This is a genomic window from Kitasatospora sp. NPDC056076 (assembly GCF_042266305.1).
Classification (GTDB): domain Bacteria; phylum Actinomycetota; class Actinomycetes; order Streptomycetales; family Streptomycetaceae; genus Kitasatospora.
Window position 1 is genome coordinate 40,338 of sequence record NZ_JBHJWG010000046.1, and the last position, 19,561, is coordinate 59,898.

Here is a 19,561-nt window from a genome sequence, read left to right on the forward strand (position 1 = left end):
CCTTGCGGTCGGTGACTGTTCGGTGACGGTTCGTCAGTTGTGATCGGGGCGGCCGCAGTCGGCCGACACCGCCCGGGCGGTCGCGAGCAGCTGCGGGAGCAGGTCCAGCACCTGCTCGTACGGGAGGAGGACGTCCGGGACGGAGATGGAGGCGGCGGCGACCACCCGGCCGCTGGCGTCCCGGATCGGGGCGGCGACGCAGTTGATGAAGGCCTCGTGCTCGGCGTGGTCCTGCGCCCAGCCCTGGGCCGCGACCTTCTCCAGCTCGGCGAGCAGCGCCTCGGGCGTGGTGAGGGTGCGTTCGGTGTGCGGGGTGAAGTCGATCCCGGCCACCACCCGGCGGCGCTCGGGCAGCGGGAGGTCGGCCAGCAGGACCTTGGAGACGGCGGCGCTGTGCAGGGCGGCGCGCAGGCCGATCCGGGAGTACATCCTGACCGGGTGGCGGGAGTCGAACTTGTCGATGTAGACCACCTCGCCGCCCTCGTAGGCCGCCAGGTGCACGGTCTGGCCGGTGGCGGAGTTCAGCTCGGCGAGGTGCGGGGCGGCGATCCGGCGGATGCCGCGCTGCTCCAGGGCGAGGCCGGACAGGGCGAACAGGCCGGCGCCGAGGTGGTAGCGGTAGGCCGCGTCGCGGTAGACGAACCGTTCCTCCTCCAGGCTCTGGAGCAGCCGGAGCACGGTGGTCTTGTGCACGCCGAGGACCTCGGCCAACTGGTCGAGGGAGCGCTCGCCCTCGCCGAGTTCGGCGAGGATGCGCAGGGCGCGGGTGACGGTCTGACTCATCGGGCTCGTGCTCCGGTCGGGTGGCGGGGGTCGGTGCTCATTGTGCCCGGGCCCGGTCGGCGCGCGCCCCGGCGGCCGTCCCGGCCACCACCGCCTGGGTCGCGGCCTGCGCCGCCTGGGCCGCCTCCTGGGTCGCTGTCAGGGCCGGTGCGTCTGCGGCGGTCCGCCGCCAGGGGCGGGCGGCGGGCAGGGCCGGGGAGTCGATGCCCTCGGCGCTGACCCGGGTGGCGGCCCAGTCGGCGGGGGAGGCGTCGAGCAGGGCGGTCAGCACCGGGGACGGCGGCAGTTCGGCCTGGTCGCCGTGCGCGGTCAGCGCGCAGGCCGCGCTCAGGTGGCCCAGTCGCAGCCGGCGGCGCTGGTCCAGGGCGTGGAGGGTGCCGGCCAGGTAGCCGGCGGCGAAGGCGTCGCCCGCGCCGGTCGCCTCCACCACCTCGACGGTCAGGGCCGGTTCGGCGACGGCCGTGCCGTCCCGGTCCAGCGCGGTGACCAGTCGGGCGGCGTCCTTGACCACCACGGTGGCGGGTGCGGGGAAGCGGCGGCGCAGCGCGGCGGGCTCGTCGGTGCCGAAGGCGGCCCGGGCCTCGTCGGCGCCGAGCAGCAGCAGATCGGCGGCGTCCAGCAGCGGCGGCAGTACGGCCGGGTCGCGGTCCCGCCAGAGCGCTGGGCGCCAGTTGAGGTCGAAGCTGACCAGCCGCCCCGGGCGGCGGTCGGCGAGCAGGGCGCGCAGCAGGGCCAGGCAGTCGTCGGAGAGCGCGGCGGTGATGCCGGACAGGTGCAGCAGGCGGGCGCCGGCCAGCAGGCCGGCGGCGGCGGGGTCGGTGAGCAGCGCGGGGGAGAGGGCGGCGGCCGCGGAGCCGCGCCGGTGGTAGTGCAGCCGGCTGCGGCCGGGGCCGAGGTCGTGCCGGTGGCCGGTGGTGCCGCCGACCTCCTTGAGGTAGAGGCCGGTCGGGCGGTGCGGGTCGACGGTGACGCCGGAGACGTCCACGCCGCGGGCGGCGACCTCGGCGAGCAGGCGGCGGCCGAAGCCGTCGTCGCCGACCCGGCTGATCCAGGCGGTCGGCACGCCGAGCGCGGCCAGGGCCCCGGCGACGTTGGACTCGGCGCCGCCGACGGACAGCCGGAAGGTGTCCACGGACTCCAGCGGGCCGGGGCGGTCGGGCAGGAGCACGGCCATCGACTCGCCCACGCACACGGCCGTCGGGGGAGGGCCGGGGCGGTCCGGCCCCGGGTGGTCCTGTGGCGGCATCTGCTGGGCTCCTCGTCTGCGGCGGCGGGGTGTCGACCTCTGACGGTGGGGTTCGACTCCGTTGACCGTGATCCGGCGCCGATGCTAGAACCGTGTTGCCAACATGTGCAACCCTCGTTGCACATGTTGCAACATGGTGGATGGAGGAAGACGGTGGAGCAGACTTTCGCGGGCCGTGGCACCCTCGCGGGCCGTGGCGCCTTCGCGAGCGGTGCGGACGGGCCCGGCATCGCCGAGGGGGCGGTCGCGGCGCTGGCCGACGAGACCCTCGACTGGCGGTTCAAGGCCGCCCCGCCGGAGAGCTGGGGCCGCACCACGCGCGACTGGCTCGCCACCGGACCGACCCTCTCCTCCCTCGGCACCCCGCTGCTCACCCTCGACGGCGCCGCGCTCGACCACAACGTCCGTACCATGGCCGACTGGTGCGCCGAGGCGGGCGTCGCGCTCGCCCCGCACGGCAAGACCACCATGGCGCCCCAGCTCTGGCAGGCCCAACTCGCCGCCGGCAGCCACGGGATCACCCTCGCCAACCTGCCCCAGGTGCGGGTCGCCCGCGCCTTCGGCGTCCAGCGGATCCTGCTCGCCAACACCCTGCTCGACCCGGCCGGACTCGCCTGGCTCGCCGCCGAACTGACCGCCGACCCGGGCTTCGGCTTCCTCTGCTGGACCGACTCCACCGAGGGCGTACGGCTGATGGACGAGGCGCTGCGCGCCGCCGGGGCCGAACGGCCGGTCGAGGTGCTGGTCGAACTCGGCGGCCCGGGCGGGCGGACCGGCGTGCGCGGCGTGGACGCCGCCGTCGAGGTCGCCGCCGCCGTGCTGCGCGCCCCCACCCTGCGGCTGGCCGGCGTCGGCGGGTACGAGGGCGCCCTCGCGCACGACGCCACCGCCGAAGGGCTGGCCGCCGTCCGCGGCTACCTGAACGCGCTCGGCGAACTGCACGGCCGGCTCGCCGGGGCCTACCCGGACGGCGCGCCACCGGTGGTGTCGGCCGGCGGAAGCGCCTACTTCGACCTGGTGGCCGAGGAGTTGGCCGCCCTGCCGGAGGCGCTGGTGGTGCTCCGCTCGGGTGCGTACATCGCCCACGACGACGGCTTCTACCGGGGCATCTCCCCGCTCGCCCGGGGCGGCGGGCCGACCCCGTTCCGCGCTGCGCTGCACGGCTGGGCCCGAGTGGCCTCCCGGCCCGAGCCCCAACTCGCGCTGCTGGACGCGGGCAAGCGCGACCTGCCCTTCGACGAGGGTCTGCCCGAGCCGCAACTGGTGCGTGGCGGTGCGGCGTTGACCGGCACGGCCGCCCGGATCACCGCGCTCAACGACCAGCACGCCTACCTCCGCGACGCGGGCGACCTCGCACCGGTCGGCGCGGTGCTGCGGCTCGGCGTCTCGCACCCGTGCACGGCCTTCGACAAGTGGACCGCGATCCCGGTGCTGGACCGCGCGGACGCGGCCGAGCCGCAGGTCACCGGGCTGATCAGGACGTTCTTCTGATGACGGCGGGGGAGAGAACCACTGCCTTCCCGGGGGCGACCGTCTTCAAGGGGGCCACGGTCGTCGACGGGACGGGCGCCGACCGCTACCGGGCGGACGTGCGGATCGCCGACGGCGTGATCACCGAGATCGGCGCGGGCCTCGGCGGGGGCGCCGTGGTGGACGCCGACGGCCTGGTGCTCGCCCCCGGCTTCATCGACATGCACGCCCACTCCGACCTCGCCCTGCTGCTCGAACCCGAGCACCCGGCCAAGGTCACCCAGGGCGTCACCTGCGAGGTGCTCGGCCAGGACGGCCTGTCCTACGCCCCGGTGGACGACACCACCCTGCCCGCGCTGCGCCGGCAGCTGGCTGGATGGAACGGCGATCCGGCGGGCTTCGACTGGGACTGGCGCGACGTCGGCGGGTACCTGGACCGGATCGACCGCACCCGGGTCGCCGTCAACGCCTGCTACCTGGTCCCGCACGGCTCGCTGCGGATGCTCGCCATGGGCTGGGACAACCGCCCGCCCACCCCGGGCGAACTCGACCGGATGCGGCAGGTGTTGGCGCAGGGCCTGCTGCACGGCGCGGTCGGCATGTCCAGCGGGCTCAGCTACACCCCCGGGATGTACGCGGACACCGCCGAGCTGGCCGCGCTGTGCACCGTGGTCGCGGCCTACGGCGGCTTCCACGCGCCGCACCAACGCTCGTACGGGAAGGGTGCGTTGGAGGGCTACGCGGAGATGGTGGAGATCGCCCGGCGGTCCGGCTGCGCGCTGCACCTGACCCACGCCACGATGAACTTCGGCGTCAACCGGGGCCGGGCCGGCGAGTTCCTGGACCTGGTCGACCGGGCGCTCGCGGACGGCGTCGACCTCACCCTGGACAGCTACCCCTACCTGCCCGGCTCCACCACCCTGGCCGCCCTGCTGCCGAGTTGGGCCACCGAGGGCGGCCCCGGCGCCACCCTGGCGCGGCTCGCCGACCCGGCCGCGTGCGAGCGGATCCGGTACGCGATGGAGCGGACCGGCAGCGACGGCTGCCACGGTGTGGTCGCCGACTGGGCGACCGTCCAGATCTCCGGCGTCCGCTCGGCCGACCTCGCGCCGACGGTCGGCCGGACGGTCGCCGAGCTGGCCGCCGAGCGGGGGACCGGCGGGACGGAGGTCTTCCTCGACCTGCTGCGCCGCGACGAGTTGGCCACCACCGTCCTCCAGCACGTCGGGCACGAGGAGAACGTCCGGGCGGTGATGCGCCACCCCGCCCACACCGTGGGCAGCGACGGCCTGCTCGTCGGGGCCCGGCCGCACCCGCGCGCCTGGGGCACCTTCCCGCGCTACCTCGGCCACTACGGAAGGGAGTTGGGCGTGCTCACCCTGGAGCAGGCGATCACCCGGATGACCGGCCGGCCCGCCGCCCGGCTGGGGCTGGACCGGCGCGGCCGGATCGCCCCCGGCCACCACGCCGACCTGGTGCTGCTGGACCCCGAACGGGTCCGGGACACCGCCACCTTCGAGCAACCCAGGCTGCCCGCCGAGGGGATTCAGTACGTGTACGTCAACGGCACCGCCGTCGTCCGGCAGGGTCGCACCACCGGCGCCCGGCCCGGGCACGCCCTGCGCCGCACCGATCGAGGAACGCTGGCCCGATGAATGTTGGCCCGATGAATGTTGGCCCGATGAACGCTGGCCCGATGAACGCCACGAACGCCACGAATGCTGTGAACGGCACGAACGCCCTTGCCGAGCTGCGGAACGACCCGGTGATCGCGGTGGTCCGCGCACCCCGGATCCCGGACGCCGCCGCGCTGTGCGCCGCACTCGCCGAGGGCGGCATCAACTTCACCGAATTCACCTACACCACCCCGGATGTGACGGACCATCTGGAGCGCGCCTCGGCGGCCGGGTGGCGGGTCGGGGTGGGGACGGTGCTGACCGCCGAGCAGGCCGGGCGGGGGATCGACGCCGGGGCCTCCTTCCTGGTCACCCCCGGCTGCCGGCCCGAGGTCGCCGAGGTCGGACGGGCGCGCGGGGTGCCGGTGGTGCTGGGGGCGCTGACCCCGACCGAGGTGGCCCGGGCGGTCGACCTGGGGGCGGCCGCCGTCAAGATCTTCCCGGCCCGGTCGTTCGGCCCCGGCTACTTCAAGGACCTGCGCGGCCCGTACCCCGACGTGCCGTTGGTGGCCTCGGGCGGGGTGAACGCGGGCAACGCGGCCGAGTTCCTGGCACAGGGGGCGCTCGCGGTGTGCGCGGGGACGGACGTGGTGCCGCCGGCGGTGGTGGAGGCGGGGGACTGGGCGGAGATCACCAGGCGGGCCCGGGCGTTCACCCGGGCCTGCGCGGCGGGGGCGTAGCCGCTTCCTGCGGAGCGGGGGCCGCGCGGCACCGGCCCGGCGGCGGTTCGGTGAAGGTGCGCGGCGGGCTGTCGGGACGGCCGGGATCGGACGAGAATCGGTGGCACCCGGCCCACCCCGGGCCCCTCGGCCCCCGGCCCGGGCGGCCCCCGGACCCGACAGGAGGACCCGCCCCATGACCTCGACCCGCCCCGGCCCCGACTGGTTGGCCGACGCCGTCCTCTACCAGATCTACCCGCAGTCCTTCGCGGACTCCGACGGCGACGGCATCGGCGACTTCGCCGGCATCACCGGGCACCTCGACCACCTCGCCTGGCTGGGCGTGGACACCGTCTGGCTCAACCCCTGCTTCGCCTCGCCGTTCCGCGACGCCGGGTACGACGTCACCGACTACCTCACCCCGGCCCCGCGTTACGGCCGCACCGAGGATCTGGTCGCGCTGGTCGAGGCCGCGCGCGGCAAGGGCATCCGGATCCTGCTGGACCTGGTCGCCGGGCACACCTCCGACCGCCACCCCTGGTTCCTGGCCTCCGCCGAGGACCCGGCCGACCAGCGCTACATCTGGTCCGACCGGCCGGTGGAGGGCTTCGTCGCCTCGCCCGGGAGCCGGCCGGGCTGGTACCGGCCGAACTTCTTCGACTGTCAGCCCGCCCTCAACTTCGGTTACGCGCGTACGAGTTCGTCGGAGCCCTGGCGGCAGCCGGTGGACGCCGAGGGCCCGCGCGCCAACCGGGCGGCACTGCGCGACATCATGGCGCACTGGCTGGGCCTCGGCGTGGCAGGCTTCCGGGTGGACATGGCGTACTCGCTGGTCAAGGACGACCCGGGCCGGGTGGAGACCGCCAAGCTCTGGACCGAGCTGCGCGACTGGCTGGACCGCGCCCACCCCGAGGCCGCGCTGCTCGCCGAGTGGGGCGAACCGGCCGCCGCCGTCGCGGCCGGGTTCCACGCCGACTTCTTCCTGCACTTCGGCGGGGACGACCACGGCCTCCCCCTGCGGTCGCTGTGGAACAACGGCGGCGGGACGGTCGAGGAGTTCTGGCAGCAGGGCCCGTGCTACTTCGAGGCCGAGGGGCGCGGCACCCCGCAGACCTTCCTGGACGCCTGGCGCTCCGCCGCCGAACTCACCGAGGGCAACGGGCACATCGTGCTGCCCACCGCCAACCACGACTTCTCCCGGCTGGCCACCGCCCCGCGCTCCGGGGAGCAACTCGCCCCCGCCTTCGCCTTCCTGCTCACCTGGCCGACCCTGCCCGCCGTGTACTACGGGGACGAGATCGGCATGCGCTACCTGCCCGGACTGCCGGACGTCGAGGGCAGCGTGCTCGGCCCGCGCTTCAACCGGGCGGGGTCGCGGACCCCGATGCAGTGGACGCCCGGCCCGTCGGCCGGATTCTCGACGGCCGCGCCCGAGCGGTGCTACCTGCCGCCGGACCCTGACCCGCACCGCCCGGACGTGCTCTCCCAGCGCGCCGACCCGACCTCGCTGCTGCACACCGTCCGGCGCCTGATCGCGCTGCGCCGCGCCCACCCCGGGCTGGGCGCCGCCGGCGGGGTGGAGGTGCGGCAGGCCGGGTACCCGCTGGTGTACGTGCGGTCCGGGCGGTACCTGGTGGCGGTGAACCCGCGCAGGGAGCCGGGGGCGGTCCGGCCGGCGGGCCTCCCGGGCGGGGGAGCGGTGCGGCCGCTGGAGGTGCAGGGGGTGCGGGTCGTGGACGGTGAGCTGCGGGCCGAGGGGTTCTCGTACGGGGTGTTCGAGCTGGGCTGAGCCGGGCTGTCGGTTGCCGGTCGTCGGGCCGTGCTCCGGGCGGCCCGGCTTCTGATCCGCGTCAGATGGTTGTAAGCTACATCCATAGATGGTTGCATTTGCCACCTACATTGGTTGTATGTGCCACCATCATCGAAGAGATCGCCGGAGGACGGTACGAACGCCATGAGCACACCCCAGACCCCCACCGCGGCGCCCACCCCGGGGCACGCGCTCAAGCACCTCGCCGTCCACCTGCTCACCCCGCTGCTGATGTGCCTCGGCATGGCCCTCGCCTACCAGGGCGCCTTCCACCAGCCCGAGCCCCACCACCTCAAGGTCGCCGTGGTCGGCGCCGGACCGCAGGCCCAGGGGCTGGCGCAGACCATCCAGGGCAAGGCCGGTGCCGCGCTGGACGTGCGGACCGTCGCCGACCGCTCCGCCGCCGAGCAGCTGCTGCGCGACCGCGACCTGGTCGGCGCCTTCGTCCCGGACGCCCGGAACCCGGAGCTGATCGTGGCCAAGGGCAACTCCGACACCTCGGTGGTGGCCGCCACGGCGGTGTTCACCAACGTCACGGACCGGCAGGGCGTCCCGCTGCACGTCACCGACCTCACCACCCCCGCCGAGGGCGACCCGACCGGCCAGGGCCTGTTCTTCCTGCTGGTCGCGCTGAGCATCGGCTCCTACGCCAGCGTCGCGGTGATCGGCGCGGCCGGCGCCGGGCTGCCGATGCGGATCCGGGCTCTGGTGGGCGTGGCCGTCTCGCTGGTGGTCAGCGTGATCGGGATCGCCACCGCCGGTCCGCTCTTCCACGTGGTCGATCACGACTACGCCGCCGTCTGGGCGCTCGGCTGGCTCTACTCCGCGGGCATCGTGCTGATCGGCACCGGCCTGCACAGTTTCTTGAAGAAGTGGACCACGCTGGCCCTGATGGTGCTGTTCGTGATGCTCAACTTCACCTCCTCCGGCGGCATCTACCGGCCCGAACTGCAGAACGGGTTCTTCGGGGCCCTGCACGGCTTCTGGACCGGAGCCGGCTATCTGGAGGGCGCGCGGGACATCCTGTACTTCGACGGCGGCGCCGGCCTCGGCGGGCACGTGCTGACCCTGGTGGTCTGGCTGCTGCTGGGCGGGGCGGCCCTGGTCGCCGCGGCGGCGTACGAGGGCCGCGGGCGCCGCGCGGTGACGGCGCGGGCCGAGGCGGCGGCCGAGGCCGAGGAGGAGATGGAGGAGGCGGTCGCGGTCTGAGGACCGCCTGCCCGAAGGGACTTCACCCGGTGCGAGGGCATCGGAACCGGGTGGGGAACAAGTGGCCCGCACCCGGCTCTGGACAAGCCGGGCGCGGGCCTCAGCGGGTTTCCGGTGGGTTCCGCCGGGCCGGCGGCCGGGTGAAGCAGCAGTCCCCGCAGAGCCCGGCGCCCGGGCCGGTCCGGTAGTAGAGGCAGCAGCTCGTCCGGCGGAACGCGGCCCCGCGCGGGCCGGTGTGCAGCGTGCCGGAGCCCGCCAGTGGCGGACGGTCCAGCAGCCGCGTGACCAACTCCCGGGCCGGGAGCGACGCCCGGGGGCTCAGTACCCGGAGCGTCCCGGCCAGCGCGGAGGCCGCGTTGCCGTGCAGCAGGCGTGCCGAGAGCGGCACGGCGGCGCGCACTGCTGCGGCCAGTGGCTCCAACTGCCCGATCAGGACGGATCGGTGGAGCTGATCGACGAGGTCCCCGGGCTCCGGGCGGACCGGTTCCGGCGGCGTCCAGAGGTCGATCGGTCCCTGGTCCGGGATCCGCACCCAGGCGTGGTCCAGGGTCGGGACCGTCCCCAGCAGGACGGCCGAGCCGATGCCCACCGACCAGAAGCGGGCGGCCAGGCCGAGGTGCAGGATCGAGGCGGCGACCCGGAGTTCGGCCGTGCCCAGGCGCTGCGCCACCACCCGGATCCGGGCGGGGAGTGGCGCGTCCGGGCCGGTGCCGTACAGCTCCGGCAGCGGGCGGAAGCCGGGCGGCGGGGGGCCGGCGGGGTCGGTGTCGGGGGCGGTGTCGAGGGCGAAGTACGGCCCGAGGGCGGCGAGTCGGGCGTAGTCGGACTGCTGCCGGTCGGCCTGCGGCCGGTCGGGCCGAGGCTGGTCGGGCTGTGGCTGTTCGGGTTGCGGTTGTTCGGGTTGCGGTTGTTCGGGCGCGGGGTTCAACGGCCCTCCCCGGTAGGGTCGTTGAACCCCGTGCCGGCTTCGGTCGGCCCGGTCGGGATCGGGCGGTCGGGGTGCATCTGCTTCTCCAGAGGGCCGGGCCGGTCGTGCGGATGAACGCTACCGCGGCCTGGCGCTCGGAGATCCACGGTGATCCGTCCTCCGTTGCGGGGGTTGTTCCGACGGCATCGAGTCTGGCCCGTCCGAACCGTCCTGACCTCCCGCTGCGGAGGGGAGTCGCCTCCTGCGCGGGGAGGAGCGGGCCTCCCTCGGGAGAGCGGCCCGTAGGCTCGGCGGAGTGCGCACCGACCGTCAGTCCCGCCCCGCCCGGCGCCGCCGTTGGCCCGCCGTCGCCACCGCTCTGCTGCTGCTCGCGCCCGTCGTGCTCGCTCATCCGGGGGAGCGCGGGGCGGCCCTGCTGCTCGCCCTGACGGCCGCGTTCGCAGCCGCGGTGGCGCTGCTGCCCTGGCCGCTCGGCCGCGTCACGCTCGCCGCCGCGGCGGCCGGCGCGGCCGGGGTCTCGCTGCTGGTCGACCTGGGCTACCCGGGGCCGTACCGGCTGCCCGCGTTCTGGCTGCCGCTGGAATGGCTCGCGCTGCTGGGCGTGCTGTACCGGGCCGTCCGCCGGTTGCCCGAGCGCTGGGCCTGGCCGGTCGGCGGGCTGGTCTCCCTCGCGGCCGTGCTGCTCCCGTTGCGGTTCGTGCTCCGGATGCCGCAGGGCGGTGCGGCCGGGCCGGTGGGCGGCGTGCTGTTCTCGCTGCTGCCGGTGCTCGGGGTGGCCGGGGCGAGCCTCTACCTGCGGGTGCTGGACGTCCGGCGGGAGCGCGCCGTCGAGCGGGCGCGGCGCGAGCAGCGGCTGGACGTCGCCCGCGGGCTGCACGACTTCGTCGCCCACGAGATCACCGGCATCGTGCTGGAGGCCCAGGCCGGCCAGCTCCCTGGCCAGCAGGCGGAGGAGACGGCCGCCCTGTTGCGCCGCCTGGAGGAGGCGGGGCTGCGGGCGCTGGACTCGATGGACGAGATGGTCGGGGCGCTGCGCGAAGGCTGGGCGGCGGCCGGAACCACCCGCCGGGTCGGCCTGGCCGACCTGCCGGAGCTGGTGGAGCGCTTCGGTACGACGGGTGGCCCGCGCGCCACCGTGGAGCTCGCCCCGGAGGCGCTCGGACTGCTCGCCGCCGAGGCCGGGGCCACCGCGTACGCCGTCGTCCTGGAGGCCCTGACCAACGTGCGCCGGCATGCCCCGCAGGCCACCGCGGTGGCGGTCCGGGTGGCCGCCGAAGCGGACGGCCGGGCGGTGCGGGTGACCGTCGGCGACACCGGCGGGCCGGCCGCCCGACGGCCCCGGCTGCGCCGCCGCCCGGGCGCGGGCGGTACCGGTCTGGCGGGCCTGACGGCCCGGGCCGCCGCCCACGGGGGCACCCTGACCGCCGGCCCGTCCGGCCCCTCGGGCTGGGAGGTGTGCTGCACCCTGCCGGGGCGGTGAGGCGGGGGTACCCCCCCGGCTTTCCGGGCGACGGTCGGAGCGCTATGTTGAACACGTTCAAATCATGCGCGGGGTCGTTCTCAGGGGGTAGGGATGAGCGAGTCACTGCCGGCGCAGCCCGGTTTCGCGGCCGAGGCCGCGTTCACCGACCGGCCGAGGGAGCCACGTACCACCCTGGTCCGCGGCCGGGTCCGGCCCAGTGGGCGCGTCCTCGTCGCGCTGGCCGGTGTCGCCTGGGTGCCGTGGGCCGTCGGCGGGGTGTGGTGGGGGGACGGCAACGCCTGGTTCTGGGGCCTGTACGTCGGATTCCTCGGGATGACGGTGCTGCCCCTGGCCGTACCGCGCGAGCCGGGCTTCCGGCGTGCCTGCCTCACGGTCGGCTGGTTGCAGCTCGGCGTCCAGGCCGTGTGCTCGGTGCCGTTCCTGCTGCTCCCGTTGCCGGTGTTCGTCTTCGCCCTCCCGTCCGGCGTCATGCTGCTGCTCACCGGCCGGCGCAACCGCGGCCGGGTGGGGACGGCGTTCGCCGCCCTGCTCCTCGCGGGCCCGCTCGGACTCCTCGCCAACGGCGGGTGGACCCACATCTAGGAGTGCCCGGGGGTGCCCGGGGGCGCCCGGGGGCGCCTGAGCGCGCCCCCGGGCGTGGGTGGGGAGGGTCAGCGCCCCCGGCCGCCGCCGCGCAGGCCGCGCGGGCGGGTGAGGGTGAAGCGGTCGACCGGGACGAGGTCGCCGTACGGGCCGCTCACGGAGTAGTACGTGACGGCGATGCTGGTGCGGCCGCCGCGCTCGCCCGGGTCGACCTCGAAGGCGGCGAAGCCGTACGGGTTCTGGGCGTCGCGGAAGGCGGACCAGGGGGCGTCCTCGATCACGTAGACCGGGGGCCGCTTGCCGGTGGCCTGGTCCACCGGGCCGACGCCGGTGATCACCCGGGCCTTGGGCGGGGTGAAGAAGAGGTGGTTGGAGGGGGCGGAGGTGCCGCCGCCGCCGATGACCATGTGGACGGTGCCCTGGGTGGTGTCGACGGTCTCGGTGCCGGTGGCGACCGGGATCGGGGTGCGGGTGTCGGTGGGCTGCTGGCCGCGGATCGGGTGGGAGCGCTCGTAGTGGTGCTCGTGGCCGCAGACCACCAGGTCGACGCCGTACTTGTCGAACAGCGGCACCCAGGCCTCGCGGACGCCGAGGTCGGCGCCGTTGAACTTGTCGGCGGTGGAGATCACCACCTGGTGCATGCAGACCACGATCCAGTCGATCCCCGGGTCCGCGTTGGCGGCGATCAACTCCCGCTCCAGCCAGCGCTGCTGGGCTCCGCCGGAGTAGCCGTGCACATAGCTGTTGCCGCCGTCCTGGTAGGCGACGTCGTCGTTGTTGAGGCTGATGACGCGCACCGAGCCGGCCGTGAACGCGTACCAGAGGCCGCGCAGTTCGTCGTCGGCGTCGGAGTCCGGGAGGTCGAAGTAGGCCTGGTAGGCGCCGTAGCCGATCGGGCCGTTGCCCTTCTCGTTCTCGTGGTTGCCGGCGGCGGGCATCCAGGGGCGGTGGCGGGCCGAGCGGGTGTTGTTCTCGAACCAGTCGGACCAGGTGCGGACCCGGTCGGTGGAGAGGTTGGCGTAGCAGAGGTCCCCGTTGAGCAGGTGGAACAGCGGGGCGACCCGCTCGACCCCGGCGGTGGTGTCGCCCGCGGCCGGGCTGCCGAGGTTGTCGTTGGCGTAGCCGTTGGCGGTCTGCTTGCCGAGGGTGGGGGTGCCCTGGTCACCGAAGCTGGTGAAGGTGAAGGCGGCCCGGCCGCGCGGGGCGGTGCGGACGGTGCCGAGTTCGGGGGTGGCGCCGTCGTGGACGGCCGCGTAGACGTAGTCCGTGTCCGGGTGCAGGTCGCCGATCCGGGCGTGGTGCACCTGGACCTCGGTACCGGAGTTGGCGTCCCGGTAGGTGCGGGTCTCGGCCTGCTCGGTGCGCCCGAAGCCGCCGTGCGAAGTCCCGTACATCACCCGGGGGTTGGAGACGGACGCGGTGGTGTGCCAGGAGACCGTGACCTCGCGCGAGGCGTCCGAGCCGAACTGCAGGTGCAGTCCGCCGACCCGCGGGGCGCCGGAGCGCTCCGGCCGCTCCCACAGCACCGGGGAGGCGGCGGCGGGAGTGGCCGCGACGCCGGAGAGGGAGACGGCGCCGCCGAGGCTCAGGCCGGTCGCCCCGGCCAGGAGCCCGCGCCGGCTGACGGAGGGGGTGACGGGCGGACGTCCACTGGAAGCGTTCATGGCGGTCAGCTTCACCGGGCGGAGGTGAACCGCGCCGGACCGGCCGCGTGAACTTTCCCGGCGCCCTCTCCCGGCCGCCCGTCCTACCCGCCGTCTCGCGCCGTATCCCAGGCTCTTCCGGCCCCTCCCGGCCGCTCCCGGCCTTTGCCGCCCGCCGGTCGGTGCGGAAGACTGCCCGGTGTGACGAGTGCGAACGGTGAGTGCCCGCGGGTGATCCGGGTGTTGGTCGCGGACGACCAGGAGGCCGTCCGGCGCGGTGTGCGCCGGATCCTCGACGCCCAGCCGGACATCGAGGTGGTGGGCGAGGCCGTGGACGGTGTCGCCGCGCTGGAGCTGGCGGCCCAACTGCGGCCGGACGTCGCCCTGGTGGACATCCGGATGCCGCGACTGGACGGGCTGGAGGTGACCAGGCGGCTGTCCGGCTCGGTGCGGGTGGTGGTGCTGACCACCTTCGACCTGGACGAGTACGTCTACCCGGCGCTGCGGCACGGCGCTTCCGGGTTCCTGTTGAAGCGCTCCGGCCCGGCCCTGCTGGCCGAGGCGGTACGGGCGGCGGCGGACGGGGAGAGCCTGATCAGCCCGTCGGTCACGGTGCGGCTGCTCCAGCACGTGACGGCGCCGCGGCGGCCCGCGCGTCCGGCCGCGGCGGGGGTGGTGGTGCCGCTGACCGAACGGGAGGTGGAGATCGCCGGTCATGTCGCGGCGGGCCGCACCAACGCCGACATCGCGGCCGAACTGTTCATCTCCGCGGGGACGGTGAAGACCCACGTGGCCAGCATCCAGCGCAAGCTGGGCGTGTCGAACCGGGTCGGGATCGCCGTGCACGCCTGGGAGATGGGGTACCCGGTGCCGCGGTAGCGGGCGGCAGGGCGCGAGGGTCGAGGGCACGAGCGCGGGGGCGGCAGGGCGCCAAGGCGCGTCCACGGGGCCGAGGGGATGCTCCGTGGACGCGCGGAACCTGCGAGGTGGGGGTGGCCTCCGGACATCCCGTCCTCCGGCCGGTAGTTCGATCGTCGACCGAGGTAGTACCAGCGGCAGACCCTGATCCGTCTCGACCTGTCGCCACTGCCTCCTGCGGTCGAACTTCCTTCAGCTACCTCGCAGGTCCACCTCCCATCATGCGCTTCCTACGAGCCGTGCACCAGGGGTGAACGGTCCGAAATCGGGCTAATTTCGCAAGTCGGGCCCCCGGGGGCCCCGGGGGGAGTGCCTCAGGGCTTCGGCCACCCGTCGACGAAGCTCAGCGTCCGGTGGTACGGCCCGTCCGGCCCGGTGCTGCGGTAGTCCTCGGTGCTGCTGCCGGTCCGGACGGTGCGGTCGCCGTCGTGGCGGGTCGCGGTGGGCCGCAGGGTGTGGTCCACGGTGCTGCGCCCGGTGACGTGGCCGCCGGTCGCGGTGGTGGCCTCGCGGTGGTAGCCGAGGTCCATCGCGGTGTTCTGGTCGGTGTTCCCGGCCGCGTCGTGGGTCACCTTGTAGGTGACGTCCAGCGGTTCGCCCTCGTGCACGGTGGTGGTGCGGTGCGGTCCGCCGCCCCAGGTGGCGGTGGTGCGGGTGAGGTCGGTGCCGTTGTGCAGCGTCACGTCGTTGCCGCTGTCGCGCAGTTGCTGGGCGGAGCTGAACGCGAGGTCGTCGCGGACCTCGGTGGTGATCCGGCCGTGCGAGGTCTGCACCCAGCCGCGGGCCAGGTCGTGCCGGGCGGCGGTGACGGTCCAGTCGCCGCTGCCGCCGCCGTGGTCGGTGAGCCGGGTGGTGACGGCGGCCTCGGGGGCGACCCGGTAGTCGGTGAGCTGCCCGGAGGTGCGGGCGGTGTCGTGGTCGACCTCGGCGAACAGGTTGACCTGGCCGGTCCAGACGTCGTTGCTCTGCGCCTCGGAGGCGTTCACCGCGATGCCGACGCTGTGCGGGCGCCCGTCGAGCAGCAGACCGACGTACGGGGTGAGGTCGAGCCGGTAGGCGGGCAGGTCGAAGGCGAAGATGCCGGGGACCGGCCGCCACAGCAGCGGGTCCCAACCACCGGTGTAGATCACCGGGTACGGCCAGACGGCGCCGGCCACCCGGCCGTCCACGGTCAGCCTCAGTTCGCGGAACGGGCCCTTGCCGCAGGCGCCGATCGACGGGTTCGCGGCGACGAAGGCGTCCGGCGCGGAGGCGTAGGCGAACTCCTCGCAGGCGCCGCCGCCCCGCGCGTACACCTCGGCGGTCAGCCGTTGCAGGTTCTGCGGGAAGGTGAGGTCCTTGGCGGTGCCCGGAGCGGCCTGGGTGAGCGAGAACGCGCCGGTGGTGAGCACCTGGTCGGCGCCGTGGGCGGCGGGCCAGCGGTCGTTCGCGGTGTAGAAGGTCAGGCCGACCGAGACCTTGTAGACGCCGGTGTAGGTGGCGTCGGTGACGTTGGCGAGGTCGAGCGAGAACGGCTGCGGTCCGGCCGCGAACAGCGGGGCGTAGCGGGTGAGATCGCGTTCGACGTTCCATTGGATGCCGTCCGGGGACGGCTCCGGGGTGGAGGACAGCAGGACCTCGACACCGCCGACGCGGACGCTGAACATCCGGTCGAACTGCCGCCCGGCGACCTGCCCGTGGAGGTCGAGGACCACGGCGGACCAGGGGCCGGCGCAGTCGGCGGGCGGGGTGAGGGTGGCGGTGTACGGGGTGTCGGGCGGGTTGCCGTAGCCGTAGCGGAACTCCCGGTCGTGCATCACCTCGACGGTGCAGGAGCGGGTGTCGGGGCGGGTGAGCGGCTTGGTCGCGGTGACCGGGTCGTGGTAGTCGCTGCCGAAGTCGGCGTGGGCCGGGGCGGCGGCGGTCAGGGTGCCGGCGAGGGTGAGGACGGTGGCGCCGAGCAGTCCGGCGAGGCGGCGCAGCGGGCGGCGCGGGGAGCGCCGGGGGAACAGGGCCAAGGTGGGTCCCCGGGGTCGGGCGGCCCGTCGGCGCGCGACGGGCCGGGTGGTTGATCCGGGCATCCTTCCGGCGCTGGCATGTGACCGTCAAGAGTTGCTTTTCGGGCCCTCCGGCGGGGCGTCGGTCCGCCCTCCCGGAGCGGGGGCGGGCCGTTGCCGCTACCACTCCTCCAGGGCCGCGGCCTCCTGGCGGATCAGGTTGCGCAGCGTCGCCAGCGGGGGGCGGCGGTCGTCCGTGCGCCACTGCATCTCCAGCGGCAGGGTGGCCCGGCCGTCCAGCCGTACGGTGGCCACGTTCTCGGTGAGGTGGCCGGTCATCGAGCCGGGCACCAGGGAGAAGGCGCGGTTGCGGGCGAGCAGGTAGAGCCGGGAGCCGACGATCCGCGGCGGGCTGACCAGCACCGGCGGGTCGACGCCGTGCTCCGCGCACAGGCCGAGCACGTGGTCGTAGTACCGGGGGTGCTGCTCGCGCGGCCACAACAGCAGGGGCAGGTCGCGCAGTTCGGCCAGTCGCAGGGTCGTCCGGGCGGCCAGCGGGTGGTCCCGGCCGAGGGCGACCCGGACCGGCTCGTCGGCGATCCGCTCCAGCCGGTAGCCGGGGACGTCCTCCAGGAAGCGGCCGAGGCCGATGTCGGCGAGTTCGCCGGCCAGGGTGGCGGAGACCTGGCCGGTGTCGACGGCGAGTTCGGCGGTGTCGAGCGCGGGCAGCTCCTGTTCGGCCCGGCTGACCACGGCGGGCAGCAGCCGGTTCGCCACGCTCGGGGAGGCGACGATCCGGGCTGTCCCCAGCCGGGACTCCTCGTGCAGCCGGACCCGGGCCAGCATCGCGCCGGCCTGCTCCAGGAGTCTCGCGCTCTCGGTCGCCATCACCTCGCCCGCCTCGGTCAGCGCGACCGAGCGGCGGCTGCGGTCGAACAGCTCGACCCCGACCGTCCGCTCCAGTCGGGCGACCTCCTGGCTGACCGTCGGCTGCGAGATGTGCAGCCGCTCGGCGGCCCGGCCGAAGTGCAGCGTCTCGGCGACGGTCAGGAAGACCTCCAGCTGCCGCAAGGTGAAGCCCATGCGGGTCATCCTAGTGCGAACCAATAGCTGACCGGCTATCGGAAACCCCAGGACTCATTCTGGTTTCCGATCCGAACCGTCCATACGCTGAGCGTCACGTTGCCCCACCGCAGTGGCATCTCACAGGAAGCTCCCGCCATGACCGGACAGCCCGCAAGCACCCCCGCCATCCAGATCTCCGAGGAGGTCGCCCGGGCCGTCGCCGACGGCCGGCCCGTGGTCGCCCTGGAGTCGACGATCTTCACCCACGGCCTGCCGCGACCCCGCAACCTGGCGGTCGCGCTGGAGGCCGAGCAGCAGCTGCGGGCGGCGGGCGTCGTCCCCGCCACCATCGGCGTGCACGCGGGCGTCCCCACCGTCGGCCTGAGCACCGAGCAGATCACCGAACTCGCCGCCACCGACGGCCTGGACAAGGTCAGCCTGCGCGACCTGCCGGTGGTCGCCGCGCTCGGCCGGCACGGCGGCACCACCGTCGCCGCCACCGCCTTCCTCGCCCACCGCGCGGGCGTGCGGGTCTTCTCCACCGGCGGCCTCGGCGGCGTCCACTTCGGTGCCGCCGAGAGCTTCGACGAGTCCGCCGACATGACCACCCTGGCCGCCACCCCGGTCACCGTGATCAGCGCCGGGGTGAAGTCCATCCTCGACATCCGGGCCACCCTGGAGCGCTTCGAGACCCTCAACATCCCGGTCATCGGCTACCGCACCACCAAGTACCCCGGCTTCTACGTCACCGACTCCGGCCACGAGATCAACTTCGCCGTGCAGTCCGCGGCGGAGGCGGCCGCGGTGATCGACGCCCGCGACCGGCTCGACCTGCCGCAGGCCGTGCTGATCGCCAACCCGGTCGACCCGGCCAAGCAGCTGCCGCCGGAGGAACTGGACGGCATCGTGGCCCGCGCCTGGGCCGAGGCCGAGCGCCGGGGCATCACCGGCAACGCCTCCACCCCGTTCCTGCTCGACCACATCCAGCGCGACACCGGCGGGCGCAGCCTGGAGGTCAACGTCGAGGTCTACCGCGGCAACGTGCGCCTGGGTGGGGAGATCGCGGTGGCGCTGGCGGCCCTGGCGGCCCTGGGGGGTGGGGCCGGTGGGGCCGACCGGGCCGACGGGTCCGCCGCCGCGACCGCCGGGGCCTGACCCGTGCTCGGGGTGCTCGGCGACCTCGTCGAGGACATCGTGGTCTGGGTCGACGGGCCGCTGCGCCACGGAACCGACTCCGGCGCCCAGGTCTTCCGGCGGCGCGGCGGCAGCGCGGCCAACGTCGCCTGCTTCGCCGCCGGACAGTACCCGGCCCGCTTCCTCGGCTGCGTCGGCGCGGACGCCATCGGAGACGGCATCGTGGCCGAACTCGGCGGCCACGACGTGGACGTCCGGGTGCAGCGGCACGGTCGGACCGGCAGCATCGTGGTGCTGATCGACCGCGACGGCGAACGGACCATGCTGCCCGACCGCGGCGCCGCCAAGCTGCTGGAACGCGTCCCGGACGACTGGTTGGGCGGACTGACCCACCTGCACGTGCCCGCCTACTCCTTCGACGGCGAGCCGGTCGGCCGCACGGCGGTCGACGCGCTCGACCGGGTCCGGGAGGCGGGCGGCACCACCTCGGTGGACGCCTCCTCCACCGGGATGCTGGAGCAGTACGGGCGGGAGCGCTTCCTGGCCCTGCTGGCCGAGTTGGCGCCCACCTTCGTGTTCGCCAACCGCTCCGAGTCCGCCTACCTCGGGCTGCTGGTGGACGGCCTGCCCGGGCCGGAGCGGGCCCGGCTGGCGGCCTCGACGGTGGTCACCAAGGCGGGTGCCGAGCCGACCACCGTGGACGTGCCGGGGGACGGGCTGTTCACCGTGCCGGTGCCGCCGGTCGCCGAGGTGCGGGACCTCACCGGGGCCGGGGACGCCTTCGCGGCGGGCTTCCTGGCCGGGTTCCTGGACACCGGGGACCTCCACCTGGCGGCCGGGCTCGGGCACCGCAGCGCCGCGCGGGTGCTGGCCTCGCCGGGGGCTTCGACCGGGGGAATCGACCGGGGGGTGTGAGGGCGGGGGGTGTGAGGGCGGGGGTAGGAGGGCGGGGCACTGCGGGCTCGGCAACTACGGACGT

General features: G+C 74.8%; 16 protein-coding genes. 10 read left to right on the forward strand and 6 right to left on the reverse strand.

What is annotated here, in order from left to right:
- Nucleotides 1–33 precede the first annotated feature (33 nt).
- On the reverse strand, nt 34–783 hold the full coding sequence (locus ACFC1T_RS30395; protein WP_375893627.1) for an IclR family transcriptional regulator: 750 nt from the start codon (nt 781–783) through the stop codon (nt 34–36).
- Between the two features lie 37 nt (nt 784–820).
- Complete coding sequence (locus tag ACFC1T_RS30400; RefSeq protein WP_375893629.1) at nt 821–2,029, reverse strand: sugar kinase; 1,209 nt, start codon at nt 2,027–2,029, stop codon at nt 821–823.
- 153 nt (nt 2,030–2,182) lie between these two features.
- Between ACFC1T_RS30400 and ACFC1T_RS30405 the strand changes: the two genes are divergently transcribed.
- The 5 genes from ACFC1T_RS30405 to ACFC1T_RS30425 all read left to right on the forward strand — a co-directional run bounded on the left by ACFC1T_RS30405 (nt 2,183) and on the right by ACFC1T_RS30425 (nt 8,853).
- On the forward strand, nt 2,183–3,520 hold the full coding sequence (locus ACFC1T_RS30405) for an amino acid deaminase (protein ID WP_375893631.1): 1,338 nt from the start codon (nt 2,183–2,185) through the stop codon (nt 3,518–3,520).
- The gene (locus ACFC1T_RS30410; RefSeq protein WP_375893633.1) at nt 3,520–5,154 is read left to right on the forward strand and encodes an amidohydrolase family protein; all 1,635 of its coding nucleotides are present in this window, start codon (nt 3,520–3,522) and stop codon (nt 5,152–5,154) included. Before ACFC1T_RS30405 ends, ACFC1T_RS30410 begins: the two co-directional genes overlap by 1 nt.
- Before the next feature lie 41 nt (nt 5,155–5,195).
- The gene (locus tag ACFC1T_RS30415; RefSeq protein WP_375893635.1) at nt 5,196–5,855 is read left to right on the forward strand and encodes a bifunctional 4-hydroxy-2-oxoglutarate aldolase/2-dehydro-3-deoxy-phosphogluconate aldolase; all 660 of its coding nucleotides are present in this window, start codon (nt 5,196–5,198) and stop codon (nt 5,853–5,855) included.
- Nucleotides 5,856–6,030: 175 nt separating this feature from the next.
- Nucleotides 6,031–7,623, forward strand: coding sequence for an alpha-amylase family glycosyl hydrolase (locus ACFC1T_RS30420; protein WP_375893637.1), 1,593 nt, complete (start codon nt 6,031–6,033; stop codon nt 7,621–7,623).
- A 165-nt stretch (nt 7,624–7,788) separates the two neighbouring features.
- On the forward strand, nt 7,789–8,853 hold the full coding sequence (locus ACFC1T_RS30425) for a hypothetical protein (RefSeq protein WP_375893638.1): 1,065 nt from the start codon (nt 7,789–7,791) through the stop codon (nt 8,851–8,853).
- A gap of 100 nt (nt 8,854–8,953) precedes the next feature.
- On the opposite strand, the gene ACFC1T_RS30430 is transcribed toward ACFC1T_RS30425, so the two are convergent.
- Nucleotides 8,954–9,781, reverse strand: coding sequence for a (2Fe-2S)-binding protein (locus tag ACFC1T_RS30430; RefSeq protein WP_375893640.1), 828 nt, complete (start codon nt 9,779–9,781; stop codon nt 8,954–8,956).
- A gap of 295 nt (nt 9,782–10,076) precedes the next feature.
- Here ACFC1T_RS30430 and ACFC1T_RS30435 point away from each other — a divergent pair, with 295 nt between their 5' ends.
- Complete coding sequence (locus ACFC1T_RS30435; protein WP_375893641.1) at nt 10,077–11,261, forward strand: sensor histidine kinase; 1,185 nt, start codon at nt 10,077–10,079, stop codon at nt 11,259–11,261.
- A gap of 93 nt (nt 11,262–11,354) precedes the next feature.
- Nucleotides 11,355–11,846, forward strand: coding sequence for a hypothetical protein (locus tag ACFC1T_RS30440; RefSeq protein WP_375893642.1), 492 nt, complete (start codon nt 11,355–11,357; stop codon nt 11,844–11,846).
- A gap of 68 nt (nt 11,847–11,914) precedes the next feature.
- Here the strand turns inward: ACFC1T_RS30440 and ACFC1T_RS30445 are convergent, their stop codons facing one another.
- Nucleotides 11,915–13,510 (reverse strand): purple acid phosphatase family protein, encoded by a 1,596-nt coding sequence (locus tag ACFC1T_RS30445; protein ID WP_375893644.1) that lies wholly within the window; start codon nt 13,508–13,510, stop codon nt 11,915–11,917.
- Nucleotides 13,511–13,690: 180 nt separating this feature from the next.
- On the opposite strand from ACFC1T_RS30445, the gene ACFC1T_RS30450 reads away from it, so the two are divergent.
- Nucleotides 13,691–14,368, forward strand: a complete 678-nt coding sequence (locus ACFC1T_RS30450; RefSeq protein ID WP_375893646.1) for a response regulator — start codon at nt 13,691–13,693, stop codon at nt 14,366–14,368.
- Between the two features lie 353 nt (nt 14,369–14,721).
- On the opposite strand, the gene ACFC1T_RS30455 is transcribed toward ACFC1T_RS30450, so the two are convergent.
- Nucleotides 14,722–16,404, reverse strand: coding sequence for a peptide-N4-asparagine amidase (locus ACFC1T_RS30455; RefSeq protein ID WP_375893648.1), 1,683 nt, complete (start codon nt 16,402–16,404; stop codon nt 14,722–14,724).
- A 159-nt stretch (nt 16,405–16,563) separates the two neighbouring features.
- On the reverse strand, nt 16,564–17,466 hold the full coding sequence (locus ACFC1T_RS30460; protein ID WP_375893650.1) for a LysR substrate-binding domain-containing protein: 903 nt from the start codon (nt 17,464–17,466) through the stop codon (nt 16,564–16,566).
- A gap of 138 nt (nt 17,467–17,604) precedes the next feature.
- On the opposite strand from ACFC1T_RS30460, the gene ACFC1T_RS30465 reads away from it, so the two are divergent.
- Nucleotides 17,605–18,603, forward strand: a complete 999-nt coding sequence (locus ACFC1T_RS30465; RefSeq protein WP_375893652.1) for a pseudouridine-5'-phosphate glycosidase — start codon at nt 17,605–17,607, stop codon at nt 18,601–18,603.
- A 3-nt stretch (nt 18,604–18,606) separates the two neighbouring features.
- On the forward strand, nt 18,607–19,497 hold the full coding sequence (locus ACFC1T_RS30470) for a carbohydrate kinase family protein (protein ID WP_375893653.1): 891 nt from the start codon (nt 18,607–18,609) through the stop codon (nt 19,495–19,497).
- Nucleotides 19,498–19,561 lie beyond the last annotated feature (64 nt).